At 75.7% G+C, this 12,938-nt stretch carries 13 protein-coding genes; 4 read left to right on the top strand and 9 right to left on the bottom strand.

Features of this window, described 5'->3' with window-relative positions:
• Positions 1–4 precede the first annotated feature (4 nt).
• Positions 5–754, top strand: a complete 750-nt coding sequence (locus tag ACVMYR_RS21215) for an SAM-dependent methyltransferase (RefSeq protein WP_457122519.1) — start codon at positions 5–7, stop codon at positions 752–754.
• Positions 755–810: 56 nt separating this feature from the next.
• Here the strand turns inward: ACVMYR_RS21215 and ACVMYR_RS21210 are convergent, their stop codons facing one another.
• Both ACVMYR_RS21210 and ACVMYR_RS21205 read right to left on the bottom strand, forming a co-directional pair.
• Complete coding sequence (locus tag ACVMYR_RS21210) at positions 811–2,625, bottom strand: sensor histidine kinase (RefSeq protein ID WP_457122518.1); 1,815 nt, start codon at positions 2,623–2,625, stop codon at positions 811–813.
• Positions 2,622–3,311 (bottom strand): response regulator transcription factor, encoded by a 690-nt coding sequence (locus ACVMYR_RS21205; RefSeq protein WP_077937326.1) that lies wholly within the window; start codon positions 3,309–3,311, stop codon positions 2,622–2,624. Before ACVMYR_RS21205 ends, ACVMYR_RS21210 begins: the two co-directional genes overlap by 4 nt.
• A gap of 176 nt (positions 3,312–3,487) precedes the next feature.
• Between ACVMYR_RS21205 and ACVMYR_RS21200 the strand changes: the two genes are divergently transcribed.
• From ACVMYR_RS21200 to ACVMYR_RS21190, 3 genes are read left to right on the top strand one after another with little or no spacing between them, the layout of a single operon-like run.
• Entirely contained in the window at positions 3,488–4,714 is a 1,227-nt protein-coding gene (locus ACVMYR_RS21200; protein ID WP_457122517.1) for an efflux RND transporter periplasmic adaptor subunit, read from the top strand.
• A complete protein-coding gene (locus tag ACVMYR_RS21195; protein ID WP_077937327.1) occupies positions 4,711–5,391 on the top strand; it encodes an ABC transporter ATP-binding protein in 681 nt (226 codons plus the stop codon). The genes ACVMYR_RS21200 and ACVMYR_RS21195 overlap by 4 nt, the downstream gene beginning before the upstream one ends.
• Positions 5,388–6,587, top strand: a complete 1,200-nt coding sequence (locus tag ACVMYR_RS21190; protein WP_396788350.1) for an ABC transporter permease — start codon at positions 5,388–5,390, stop codon at positions 6,585–6,587. Before ACVMYR_RS21195 ends, ACVMYR_RS21190 begins: the two co-directional genes overlap by 4 nt.
• A 113-nt stretch (positions 6,588–6,700) precedes the next feature.
• On the opposite strand, the gene ACVMYR_RS21185 is transcribed toward ACVMYR_RS21190, so the two are convergent.
• From ACVMYR_RS21185 to uraD, 7 genes are all read right to left on the bottom strand, one after another.
• Positions 6,701–7,252, bottom strand: a complete 552-nt coding sequence (locus tag ACVMYR_RS21185; RefSeq protein ID WP_218107027.1) for a hypothetical protein — start codon at positions 7,250–7,252, stop codon at positions 6,701–6,703.
• Positions 7,253–7,383: 131 nt separating this feature from the next.
• Positions 7,384–8,478: an allantoicase gene (alc, locus tag ACVMYR_RS21180; RefSeq protein ID WP_457122516.1), complete on the bottom strand. Its 1,095-nt coding sequence runs from the start codon at positions 8,476–8,478 to the stop codon at positions 7,384–7,386.
• On the bottom strand, positions 8,475–9,791 hold the full coding sequence (gene allB / locus ACVMYR_RS21175; protein ID WP_457122515.1) for an allantoinase AllB: 1,317 nt from the start codon (positions 9,789–9,791) through the stop codon (positions 8,475–8,477). The genes alc and allB overlap by 4 nt, the downstream gene beginning before the upstream one ends.
• Positions 9,788–11,143 (bottom strand): 8-oxoguanine deaminase, encoded by a 1,356-nt coding sequence (locus ACVMYR_RS21170; protein ID WP_396788353.1) that lies wholly within the window; start codon positions 11,141–11,143, stop codon positions 9,788–9,790. Before ACVMYR_RS21170 ends, allB begins: the two co-directional genes overlap by 4 nt.
• Positions 11,144–11,147: 4 nt before the next feature.
• Positions 11,148–12,002 (bottom strand): factor-independent urate hydroxylase, encoded by an 855-nt coding sequence (pucL, locus tag ACVMYR_RS21165; RefSeq protein WP_077937335.1) that lies wholly within the window; start codon positions 12,000–12,002, stop codon positions 11,148–11,150.
• Between the two features lie 3 nt (positions 12,003–12,005).
• The gene (gene uraH / locus ACVMYR_RS21160) at positions 12,006–12,359 is read right to left on the bottom strand and encodes a hydroxyisourate hydrolase (RefSeq protein ID WP_457122514.1); all 354 of its coding nucleotides are present in this window, start codon (positions 12,357–12,359) and stop codon (positions 12,006–12,008) included.
• Positions 12,346–12,852: a 2-oxo-4-hydroxy-4-carboxy-5-ureidoimidazoline decarboxylase gene (gene uraD / locus ACVMYR_RS21155; RefSeq protein WP_228986948.1), complete on the bottom strand. Its 507-nt coding sequence runs from the start codon at positions 12,850–12,852 to the stop codon at positions 12,346–12,348. Before uraD ends, uraH begins: the two co-directional genes overlap by 14 nt.
• Between the last annotated feature and the right edge of the window lie 86 nt (positions 12,853–12,938).

The raw sequence follows: 12,938 nt of genomic DNA, 5'->3' as shown, positions 1-12,938 counted from the left end.
GGCGGTGGATCGTCAACGGCTCAGCAGCATCGCGCACTCGCGCCACCCGATCGCGGCCCCGATCTTCGGCGTCAACGTCAACCGGCTCCTGCGCCGGGCGGGCCGGCAACCGACGGCCCGCGTCCTCGACCTCGGCTGTGGCGAGGCGGCCTGGGCGCTGCAGGCCCTCGCCCACTATCCCGACGGGCACGCGGACGGCGTGGACGTCAGCGCGTACGCCCTCGAACGCGCCGCCGGCGCCGCCGACGCGCGCGGCCTCGCGGACCGGCTCACCCTGCACCGGCGCGACGCACGGACGTACGTGCCCGACGGCGACTACGACCTGGTGCTGTGCGTCGGCTCGACCCACGCGTTCGGCGGGTTCGGCGGGACGCTGGAGCTGGCCGGCCGGCACGTGAACGCCGACGGCGTCCTCCTGGTCGGCGAGGGGTTCTGGCAGGTCCCACCGACCCCGCAGGCGCTGGCGGCGCTCGGTGTGAAGCCCGAGGAGTTCACCGACCTCGCCGGCCTGGTCGACGCCGCCGAGCGGGCCGGCTGGACGCCGACGTACGCCCACGTCAGCGACGCCGCCGAGTGGGACGACTACGAATGGTCGTGGATCGGCTCGCTCACGGAGTGGGCGCTGGACAATCCCGGCCACCCGGACGCGGCCGAGGCGCTCACCGCCGCCCGGGAGCACCGCGACCAGTGGTTGCGCGGATACCGTCACGTGCTGGGTTTCGTGACGCTGGTGCTGCGCCGCGGCGGGCGGTGAGCACTAAGCCCACCCTGCGGCCGGTCCGGCGGCCCGACAGGCGCCGCCCCGCTCCGCTACCGCCCGGCGACGGGACGGCGGTGACCGGCGGCCGCCGGCTCGGCGATCGGCAGCCGGATGGTGAAGGTGCTGCCCCGGCCGAGGACGCTCTCGAGGCCGATCGTGCCGCCGTGGGCCTCGGCGAGCTTGCGGGCGATCGACAGGCCGAGCCCGCTGCCCCCGGTGCTGCGGGCCCGCGAGTCGTCGGCCCGCCAGAACCGGTCGAAGACCCTGGCCTGGTCGGCGGGCGCGATGCCGGTCCCGGTGTCGGACACGGCGATGGCGACCTGGTCGTCGTGCACCGCGCACCGCACGGTGACCGAGCCGCCGGCGGGGGTGTGCCGGACCGCGTTGGCGACCACGTTGCCGACGAGCTGCCGCAGCCGGGCGCCGTCGACCGGCAGCTCCGGGTCGGCGAGCAGTTCGGTGCCCAGCCGCACCCCGGCGGCCTCGGCGGCGCCCCGGTGCGCCTCGACGACCTGCTCCAGCAGGTCCGCCACGAAGTGCGGCTCGCGGTGGATGCGCAGGTCACCGGCGTCGGCGGCGGCCAGGTCGCGCAGGTCGTCGATGATGTGCTGCAACAGCAGCGCCTCGTCGAGCAGCAGGCTGAGCAGTTGCGCGTCGGGCTGGGCGAGGCCGTCCTGGGCGGCCTCCAGCCAGCTACGGATGTTGGTCAGCGGCGTACGCAGCTCGTGCGCCACGTCGCTGACCATGCTCTTGCGCAGCGCCTCGGTCTGTTCCCGCCGGGCGGCGAGGTCGTTGAGGGCGGTGGCGAGCAGGCCGATCTCGTCGCGGGTGGTCACGGGGACCCGGGCCTGTTCGTCCATCGGCCGCCGGGTGGCGTCGGTCAGCGCCCGCAGCGGCCGGACCAGCCGCCGCCCGACCAGGACGGTGATCAGCACGGTGGCGGCCAGCACCGTTCCCGTCACCTGGGCGATGCGGATCGCGTTGTCCCGGGACAGGTTGAACACCGGTTCGGCGGTGCCCTGGGCCTCGTCGGTCACGAAGAGCAGGGCCGGCGGGGCCACGTACGACCTGAGCTGGGCGAGCCGCGCCTTCTGCAGGCAGGTGTCGGTCTGCCGGTCGGCGCGGGCGTCGCCGCTCGGGGTCGCGGTGCGGTCCGCCCTGATCGCGACCCGGTCGGGCATCCCCGCCTCGCGCAGGCAGGTCTTCGTCGCGGTCCTCAGCTGCGCGATCCCCTTGGCCTCGCTCGGCAGCGGCTCGGCCAGCTCGGTCGGCAGGCAGAAGCCGGCGACGTCGCGCACGTCCGGCCCGTTCACCTGCACCGACGCCCGCCCGCCCGGGCCGACGACGACCTTGCCGTCCAGGGTGGACTCACCGCGGATGCAGCCGAGCCACCGGGTGGCCAGCGCCCGGCTGAAGGCACTCTCCTGCGCGGTCAGCACGTACGGCCCGAGCGCGCGCGGGTCGATCCGCTCGGTCCCGCCGGTCAGGCCCAGGTCCACCTGCAGCGGGTCGACGGTCGCCGACGGCCGCGCCGCGTGCAGCGACGGGCCCTGCGGCGCGGTGTCGGCGATGACCTGCCGGTCGGGGGTCATCAGGGTGATCCGCCGTTCGAGCTTGCCGGCCCGCTCGGCGAGCACGGGGGCCACCTGCGACCAGTCCCGGTGGGTGGCGGCGTAGCCCAGCATCGTGTCGTAGATGCTCTTGTCGTCGGCGAGCGAGCGGCCCTGCTCCTGCCGGATCGCCCGGGTCGTCGACTGCACGGCCAGCCAGGTGGTCGCCAGGATCGCGCAGACCGCCACCAGCAGGGAGGTGGCCAGCAGCCGCACCACCAGACTGCGGTGCGGCGGCACCCGCTGCCGTCTCACGGCGCCCCGGGGCTGAGCTTGTAGCCGACGCCGTAGACGGTCAGCAGTTGCTGGGGGCGGCGGGGATTCAGCTCGATCTTGCGGCGCAGGTTCATCACGTGTACGTCGATGGTGCGCTCGGTCGACTCCCGCTCGACTCCCCGGGTGTGTTCCAGCAGTTGGCCGCGGGTGAACACCCGCCCCGGCTGGCGGGTCATCGCGGCCAGGATCGCGAACTCGCCGGCGGTGCAGTCGACCGGCACGCCACCGGCGGTCACGGTGTGCCGTGGCTCGTCGACGGTGAGCCGCCCGACCCGGTGCACGGGGGAGTCCTGCCCCGTCGTCCGGACGCGCCGCAGCAGCGTCCGGATCCGGGCCACCAGTTCCCGGGGGCTGAACGGCTTGGTCATGTAGTCGTCGGCGCCCAGGTCCAGGCCGCGCAGGAGGTCGTCCTCGCTCGACCGGGCGGTCAGCATCAGCATCAGCACGTCCGACTCCTGCCGGAGGATGCGGCAGACCTGCATGCCGTCCAGCCCCGGCAGCATCACGTCGAGCACGAGCAGGTCGAACGGCTGCTGCCGGGCCTGCCGCAGCGCCGCCTCGCCGTCGTGCACGACCGTCGCCTCGTGTCCCTCCGCGGCCAGGTAGCGGCGCAGCGCCTCGGCCTGCCGCCGGTCGTCCTCCGCGAGCATCACCTGTGCGCACATGGTGGGGACTATAGGTCAGGCGTCAGGCCCCGAACCGGCTGCGACCTCGGCCGCGACGTGGGTCGCGCCGCGCCCGGGCAGCCCAGGGGCGGTGCGCCGCGCGGCGCGGCGGCGGTGCGGAAAAGGTCACGCCCGGGCCTGACAGGATCCTGATATTCCCGGGCCACGATCGCGCCATGTCACTGCCCCGGACGGTGCCACCGTCGGACACCGAAACCCAGGTCATCCCGGTCGTCGGCGCGGAACCGACGCCGCGCCGCCGACGCCTGCCGAGGCTGGTGGTGCCCGCCGTCGTCCTCGCGGTGCTGGCCGTCACGGCGGGTGTCGTCTGGTTCGGCCGGAACAGCGGACGACCGCCGGCCGTCGACGAACCCGCCGGGGTGCGCAGCGTCGCGCTGGCGCGGCAGGACATGTCGATGGCGCAGTCGCTGCCGGGCACCCTCGGCTACGGCGCCGCCCGGGTGCTCAAGGGCGGCAGGGACGGCACGGTGACGTGGCTGCCCGCGCCGGGGGCGGCGGTCCGGCGCGGAAAGCAGCTCTACCGCGTCGACGACCGGCCGGTGCCGTTGTTCTACGGCGGGATGCCGCTGTACCGCCCGCTGCGTGACCTCGGCACGGTCGGTCGGGACGTGCGGATCGTCGCCGACAACCTCGACGCCCTCGGCTACGAGATCGGCGACCAGCCGAGGCCCGGCACCCGGCTGGTCCCGTCGCCGGCTCCGTCGCCGGCTCCGTCGCCGGCCGCGTCCCGGCCGGCGGTGACGGTGGGCCGGGGTGAGGCCGTCCTGACCACCGGGCTGCGCGCGGCCGTCAAGCGCTGGCAGAACGATCTGGGGGTCCCGGCGACCGGCGTGGTCGAGCCCGGGGACGTGGCGGTGCTCGTCGGCGCGGTCCGGGTCGACTCGGTCGCCGCCCAGCCCGGGGACAGCGCGAACTCCCCGCTGATGTCGGTCACCCAGACCGCGAAGGTGGTCACCGTGCAGATGGACGTCGGTGACGCCGCCTCGGTCGAGCCGGGCGACGTGGTCGACGTGCGGCTGCCCGACGAGAGCGCGGTCGGCGGCAAGGTCGCCGCCGTCGGCCAGGCCGTGCAGGCCGCGGCGGGCGACGACCCGACGGGCGGCGGCCCGGCCAGGGTCACCGTGACGGTCACCCTGGACAAGTCCGCCGCCGTCGCCAAGATCAGTTTTGCCGACGTGCAGGTCGACTTCGTCGCCGAGACCCACAAGGACGTCCTCGTCGCGCCGGTCGGCGCGCTGCTGGCGCTCGCCGAGGGCGGCTACGCCGTCCAGGTCGAGGGCGGCGGCCTGGTCGCGGTCGAGACCGGCATGTTCGCCAAGGGCCTCGTCGAGATCAGCGGAGACGGGCTCGCCCCGGGCACGCGGGTGGTGACCACCTCGTGAGCACCGTCCTGTCCGCGCGCGACGTCAGCAGGCGCTACCCGGGCGGGGTCGACGCGCTGCGCGGGATCTGCCTCGACATCGCCGAGGGCGAACTGCTCGCCATCGTCGGGCCGTCCGGCTCCGGCAAGTCGACCCTGCTCCACCTCATGGGCACCCTCGACCGGCCCAGCTCCGGCACCATCCGGATCGCGGGGCAGGACGTCGCCGCGCTCTCCGACCGTCAGCTCTCCGCCCTGCGGGGCCGCTGGCTCGGCTTCGTCTTCCAGCAGTTCCACCTCGCCGAGGGCCTCACCGCCGCAGAGAACGTGGCCACCGGCCTGCTGTACGCCGGTGTCCCGCGCAGGCGTCGCCGGGCGCTCGCGCTCGACGCCCTCGACCGGGTCGGCCTCGCCCACCGGGTGGGCCACCGCCCGGCCCAGCTCTCCGGTGGCGAACGCCAGCGGGTCGCCATCGCCCGGGCCATCGTCAACGGACCCGCCCTGGTGCTGGCCGACGAGCCCACCGGCGCCCTCGACACGGGCACCGGGCACGCCGTCCTGCGCCTGCTGCGCAGACTCAACGAGGAGGGCACCACCATCGCCGTCATCACCCACGACAACGAGATCGCCGCCAGCCTGCCCCGCCGCGTCGAGATCCGCGACGGCCGGCTCGTGCGGGACACGGCGGCCGTCCGATGATCCGCCCCGTCCGCCTCTCCCCGCTCGACCTGCTCGACGTCGGGTTGCTCGGCATCCGTACCCGCAGGATGCGGGCCGCGTTCTCGGCCCTGGGCATCGCGATCGGCATCGCCACCACGGTCCTGGTCACCGGCGTCCCCGCCGCCAGCCAGGCGGCGCTGCTGCGCGAACTGTCCGCCCTGGGCACCAACAGCCTCCAGGTCATGGCGCAACCCGGCACGGACTCGCCACCGCAGCTGCCCGAGGAGTCCGTGGCGATGGTGCAGCGCATCGGCCCGGTCACGGTCGCGAGCGCGGTCGCCAACACCCACGCGCTGGTCCGCCGCAACGACCGCACCGACGCCCGCGACGGCTCCGGCCTGACCGTGCTCGCCGCCCGCCTCGACCTGCCGCGGGCCATCAACGCCACGGTGCGTTCCGGGCGCTGGCTCGACCCCGTCACCGAGCGGTTCCCGACCGTGGTGCTCGGCTCGGTCGCCGCCACCCGGCTCGGGTTCGCGGACCTGCCCGCCACCGGCGGCCCGGCGCCGATGGTGATCATCGGCGACCGGTGGTTCACCGTCGTCGGCATCCTCGCCGCCACGCCGCTCTCCCCCGACATCGACCGCTCGGTCCTGGTCGGCTGGGAGGCGGCCCGCAGCCAGCTCCGCTTCGACGGCCATCCCACCGTCATCTACGTCCAGTGCCGGGAGTCGGCGATCGAGACCGTCCGCGCCGTCCTGCCCGCCACCGTCTCGCCGGTGCAGCCCGGCCAGGTCGTGGTGACCCGCCCGTCGGACGCCCTCGCCGCGAAGCGGGCCACCGAGGGCGCCTTCTCCGCCCTGCTCCTCGGCCTCGCCGCGGTCGCGCTGCTCGTCGGCGGCATCGGGGTGGCGAACACGATGGTGATCGCCGTGTGGGAACGCCGCACCGAGATCGGCCTGCGTCGGGCGCTGGGCGCGCACCGGGGCCAGATCCGCGCCCAGTTCCTCACCGAGTCGGCCGCGCTGGCCGCCCTCGGCGGTGTCGCCGGGACCCTGGTCGGCCTGGCAGCCACCGCCGCGTACGCGGTCCACCAGGGCTGGCCGGTCGTGGTCCCGCTGCCGGCGACGCTCGCGGGGCTCGGCGGCGCCGTCGTGGTCGGCGTCGTCGCCGGGGTCTACCCGTCGATCCGGGCCGCCCGGCTCACGCCGACCGAGGCGCTCGCCTCGTCCTGACCGTCGCGGGGAAGAAGGAGCACGCGGGGGAGGGCGGCGACCGACCGCACCGTCGCGGGCGGAGAACGACGGAGGCGCCACCCGATCGCGGGTGGCGCCTCCGGTCCGTGCGGTCACTTGCGCTTCGCGGCGACCTCACGCTCGCATTCCGGCGAGAACCGCATGCCCTTCGAGATCGACTCGGCGTCGTTCTGTTCGCCGCCGAACGACCAGCCCGGGCCGTCGGGGTTGACCTCGACGTAGCGCACGCCCTTCTCCTTGAGGCACGCCACGACGTCCCGCGCGAAGTCCCTCGCCTCCGGGTTGGCCGGGTCGAGCTCCCACGGCGGCAGCGGCAGCAGGTTCTCGCAGGCCTTGTTCGCCTTCCCGATCCGGCCCGACGTGGTGCCGCCGGCCCGTTCCCGGTGGATGTCGACGCCGTGGTCGGCCATGCACTTCTCGTACGGCCTCGCGCGCGCCTTCGCGTCCTCCTCGGTGTCGTCGAGGCGCTCGCGGGGACGCTCGTCGGCCGGAGACGCCGACGGGGCGACGGAGGGCGCGTCGCTGCGCAGCGTGGCCACCTCCGGCGGCTCGGCGGTGTCGGTCTGGTCGGATCCGGTGTTCGAGCACCCCGTGCCACCGATCATGACGGCCAGGAGGAGCGCGGCCATCGGGTACTTCCTCATCGTGACGCCTTCCTGTCGGACCTCCGACGCGACGCGGTCGCGCCGGTGCCCAGGATCGCCGCCAACTGTCAGGAAGCTGTGTGCCCGCCGCGTCCGGCCGGCGCTGATCGGCCCGCCGCGACCGGCCGGGCTCAGCCGCCGCCGGGGCCGGCCGTCGGCGGCCGGGTGCGCCGCCAGCGGGCGACCAGGGCGTCCCGGCCGGCGGCGTCGATCCGGCCGGTCACCCGCAGCCGGGCCATCCCGCCGTCGGGGAAGATGTCCAGCCGGACGTGGCTGGCGGCGCGGGTCGCGTCGACCGGGAAGCGGTGCCGGGTGTCCGGCCGCAGCCGGGTCTCCGGCAGCAGGGGGAACCACGTGGCCGGGTCGGCGAGGTCGCCGTGGCGCTCGTCGGCGGCGCGCAGCGTGGCCCGGCCCGGGGCATTGCCCTTGAAGTGGCTGGTGTCGAGGTCCACGAACTGCGCGACCCCCGGCACGCCCAGCCGGACCAGCACCCAGTCGTTGCCGTCGTCGCGGCGGCGGGCGGTCTCCCAGCCCTCGCCCATCACCCGGGCCGGGCCGGGGGCGAGCAGGTTCTGCGGGGCACCGTAGAACCGGTCGCTGCACGCCTGCACCCGGCCGCCGTGTTCCGTCGCGGCCAGGTCGAGCACGTCGGGCAGCAGCCGGGGGTCGGGCACCACGTCCCCGTGCACCCGCAGCCGGGCGACGCCGCCGTCGGGGAAGATGGTGAGCCGCACGTGGGTGACGTGGTGGGGCACGTCGACCGGGAAGACGTTGCGGCTGTCCCCGGCCAGCGGCGAGCGGTCGAGCAGCGGCACCCAGCGCGCCCCGGCGAGCTCGTCCGGCCCCGGGTAGCCGTCGACGGCGCACCCGTCGACGGCGGCGAACGGCGGATAGTTGCCGGTGAAGAAGCTGGTGTCGACGACCAGCAGCCGCACCACGCCCGGCAGGCCGAGCCGGACGATGGCGTGGTCGGAGCCGGGCTCGCGGCGGCGGCGGGTCTCCCAGCCGTCGTAGACCTGGCCCTTCGCGGCGAACGTGCGGGGCGAGAACGTCGGCGGCAGCGGATCGACCAGGTTGTCCGCGGCGGCGAAGAACTCGTCGTTGGCGGCGACCACGCCGCCGCCGAAGGCGCGCGACGCCAGATCGGGCAGGGCGGTCAGGTCGGTCAGGTCGGGCTGGGCGCCGTCGGCGGGGCGGGGCGGGGCCGGGTCGGGCGGGTTGCTCATGCCGCACCCGCCCGCAGCAGCCGGCCGCGCGGGGCGTCGCCGGTGACCGGTTCGCCGCGCAGCCAGGTGGCCCGCACCACCCCGGTCAGCCGCTGGCCGGCGTACGGCGTCACGGGGTGCCGGTGGTGCAGCCGGCCCGGCTCGACGCGGAAGCCCGCGTCCGCGTCGAAGGCCACCAGGTCGGCGTCGGCGCCCACCGCGATCCGCCCCTTGCCGCGCAGCCCGACCAGGTCGGCCGGGCCGGTGGCCATCCAGCGGACGACGTCGGCCAGGCCGTGCCCCCGGCGACGGGCCTGGGTCCACACCACCGGCAGGCTGAGCTGCACCGACGCGATGCCGCCCCAGGCGGCGGCGAAGTCGCCGGTGTCGGCCCGCTTCAGCTCGGGCAGGCAGGGCGAGTGGTCGCTGACCACGCAGTCCACCGTGCCGTCGGCCAGCGCCGCCCACAGCCGGTCCTGGTTGCCCCGGTCCCGGATCGGCGGGCAGCACTTGAACTCCGTCGCGCCGTCGGGCACCTGCTCGGCGGTCAACGCGAGATAGTGCGGGCAGGTCTCCACGGTCAGCCGCACGCCGTCGACCCGCGCCGCGACCAGCTCGGGCAGGGCCCCGGCCGACGACAGGTGCAGCACGTGCACGCGCGCGCCGGTGCGGCGGGCGGCGGCCACCACCGTGGCGACGGCGGAGCGCTCGGCCGCCGGCGGCCGGGACGCCACGAAGTCGGCGTAGCGCGGCGACGGGGGCGACTCGCGTACCGACCCCGGGTCCTCGGCGTGCACGACGAAGAGCGCGTCGACCGCCGCCAGTGCCCGCTCCAGCAGGACGGCGTCGACCGGCGGGAACTCCGGCACGCCGGAGTCGACGAGGAACGCCTTGAAGCCGAACACCCCGGCCCGGTCCAGCGCCACGAGGTCGCCGAGGTTGCCCGGCACGACGCCGCCCCAGAACCCGACGTCGACGTGGCAGCGGCCCCGCGCGGCGGCGCGCTTGGTCCCCAGCGCGGCCACGGTGACCGTCGGCGGGACGCTGTTGAGCGGCATGTCGACCAGGGTGGTGACGCCGCCGGCCGCGGCGGCCCGGGTGGCGCTGGCGAAACCCTCCCACTCGGTGCGGCCGGGCTCGTTGACGTGCACGTGCGTGTCCACCAGGCCGGGCAGCAGGGCGACGTCGCCCAGGTCCTCGTCGACGACGGCGTCGAGCGGCGCGTCGTAACCGGCGAGCGCGGCGATCCGGCCGGCGGCCACGGCGACCGCAGCCGGCCGCTGCCCCTGCGGCAGCACCGCCCGGCGGGACCGCACCACCAGGTCGTAGCTCATCGGGCCCGCTCCAGCAGCCGGCGGTGCGCCCCGGTGGCCGCCAGGGCGAGGGCGTCGGCGTCGGCCGTGCGCAGCTCCGCGTCCTCGACGACGGTCCGGCCGCCGACCAGCAGCAGCGCCAGCGGCGCCGGTGGGCCGAGCACCAGCGCCGCCACCGGGTCGTCGATGCCGGCGTGGCCCAGCCCGTCGACGCGCCAGAGCGCGACGTCGGCGAGCTTGCCCACCTCCAGCGAGCCGATCTCGTCGGCGCGGCCGAGGCACCGCGCCCCGCCCATGGTGCCCAGGGCGAGGGCCTGCCGGGCGGTCAGCGCAGCCGGACCGCCGCGCAGCCGGGCCGCGTACAGCGCCTGGCGCAGCTCCGCGCCGAGCTGGCCGGCCTCCTGGGAGGCCGCGCCGTCGACGCCGAGGCCCACCGGCACCCCGGCGGCGAGCAGGTCCGGCACGCGGGCGGTGCCCGCGCCGAGGCGGGCGTTCGAGCTGGGGCAGTGCGCCACCGCCGTGCCGGTGGCGGCCAGCTTCGCCACCGCCGGGTCGTCCAGGTGTACGCCGTGGGCCAGCCACACGTCGTCGCCGAGCCAGCCGAGCTGTTCGGCGTACTCGACCGGGGTGCAGCCGTGGGTGGCGCGGCAGTATTCCTCCTCCTCGACGGTCTCCGCGAGGTGGGTGTGCAGCCGGACCCCCCGCCGCCGGGCCAGCGCGGCGGACTCCCGCATCAGGGTGCCGGTGACCGAGAACGGCGAGCACGGGGCCACGGAGACGCGCAGCATCGAGCCGGGGGACGGGTCGTGGTGGCGGTCGATGGCGGCCTCGGTGGCCAGCAGCGCCGCCTCGGTCTCCTCCACCAGCGAGTCCGGGGGCAGGCCGCCCGCCGACCGGCCGAGGTCCATCGACCCCCGGCACGGCTGGAAGCGCAGCCCGATCCGCCGGGCGGCCTCGATCTCGGCGGCCAGCGGGTCGTCGCGGCCCGGGGGGAACACGTAGTGGTGGTCGGTGCTGGTGGTGCAGCCGGACAGGGCGAGCCAGCCCAGCCCGGCGGCCGATGCCGCGTGGACGATGTCGGCGTCCAGGTGCGCCCAGACGGGATAGAGGGTGGTGAGCCAGCCGAACAGGTCCGACTGCTGGGCCAGCCCCCGGGTCACCCACTGGTAGAGGTGGTGGTGGGTGTTGACCAGGCCCGGGGTGGCCAGGCAACCGGTGCCGTCGACCCGGCGGGCCGACGGGTCCACCGGCCCGGCCGGCCCGGCCCCGACGGCGGCGATCCGCCCGTCGTCGCCGATCACCACGTGCCCGGCGCGGTGCTCGCTGCCGGCGGCGTCGACCGTGGCGACGGCGCAGTTGTCGATGACGATCACGGCGTCACCAGTCGCCGTCGGCCGGGGCGACGCCGTCGCGGCCGACGGTGCCCTCGATCACCCCGTACGGCTGGTCGGTGGCGACGAAGACGGCGTTGGGGTTGTCCAGCCCGAACGGCGACAGGTCGACCGGGATGTGGTGCCGGTTGGGCAGCGACAGCCGGATCTCCGCCACCTCCGGCCTGGCCTCCAGCACCCGGCGGCCCATCGCGTACAGGGTCTGCTGCAACGACCTGCTGTACGTCTCGACGAACGCGGCGACCAGCGCCTCGCGCACCTGCCGGTGGGCGGCGTCCCAGTCGGCGTCGGCGTCGAGGTGCCGCCAGCGGGCGTCCACGGCGGTGGCCAGGATCCGGTCGGTGGTCTCCGGCAGCGTCGTGTACTCGTCGCGCACGAAGCCGTGGAACTCGGAGTTCGTGGTGTTCAACAGCACCAGGTCGGTCAGGCCCGACACGACCCGGGCGGTCTCGCCGTCGTAGGTGGCCGTCGCGGTGCGGGTCTCCGCGCCGCCGCGCTGGAAGGAGTGCTGCCCGAGCCGCTGCCAGCCGAACTCCCGCACCGCCACCTCGGCACGCCGGACGGCCGGCTGGCTGTGCACGAAGTGCCGGGCCAGCAGGAGCGCGAACGCCTCGGGGGAGGCGACGCCGTGTTTACGGGCGAACGCGTACACCGTGTTCTTCTGCGAGTCGGTCGGCAGCACCTGGCTGTTGTCGCCGGTGAGATGGGTGGCGGCCAGGTCGCCGGCGAGGGCGGTCCGCACGTCGAGGTCCCGCAGCGTGTGCCGGTCGCCGTCGCGGACCACGTGGACCACGCGCACCTGGGCCTTGCCGTACCGGTTGGGCCCCAGCACGATTCCCATCTGTCAACTCCCTCGGTAGGTGGTGTAGCCGAACGGGCTGAGCAGCAGCGGCAGGTGCAGGTGCGCCGCGGGGTCGCCGACGGCGAAGGTGAGCACCACCTCCGGGAAGAAGGGATCCGGCCCGAGGTGCCCGTCGAGGCCGAAGACGAGCCGGTACCGGCCGACCCTCCACTGTGCCGCCGGCACCCAGTCGCGCAGCCGGCCGTCGGCGTCGGTGCGGCCGGCGGCGACCTGCCGCCACCGCGTGCCGTCGAGCCGGTCGAGCCGGACGCCGATGCCCGGCGCGGGCGCGCCGACGACCGTGTCCAGCACGTGCGTGGACAGCGGCGCGGTCGCCCCCGCGTCAGGCCGGCCCATCGAGCAGCTTCCTGATCCGCAGCGCGGCGATCTTCGCCAGTTCCCCGCGTACCACCTCCCGTTCGGTGGCCTCGTCGTGCGCCAGCCGGTCCCGGGCGGCGGCGAGCAGCTCCGCGTCGCTGCGGCCGGCGGCGCAGACCAGGAACAGGTGCCCGAAGCGGCGCTCGTACGCCTCGTTGGCCTCGGCGATGTCGGCCCGGCTCCGGGCGGACGCTGCGTCCAGGCCGGACTGTTCCCCGCGCGACCAGCCGTCCTCCCGGCGCTGCCCCGCCGGGCGCTGGCCGATGCGCGGGTGGGCGGCGAGCGCCTGCGCGACCTCCGGCCAGGTCAGCCCCGCGCTGGCGGCGTGCGCCGCGGCCAGCAGCGCGGCCAGGTCCGGGTACGGCCGCCCGGCCGCGACCTCGCGGGCCCAGCGGGGCACGGCGCAGCAGGCCAGCAGATCGTCCTCGGCCCGCTGCGCGGCGAGCGCGTTGAACTCCTCGATCCGTGTCACCGGTCGCCTCCCCTGGCCCGCCCGTCGCAGGAGCAGTCAAACAGGCCGACCGGTGGGGTCGACAGCGCCGCGACGACCAAAACCGC

This window comes from Micromonospora sp. PTRAS2, from assembly GCF_054052245.1.
Note: the sequence above shows the minus strand (reverse complement) of the source record. Positions and strands in the feature narration are given on the sequence as shown.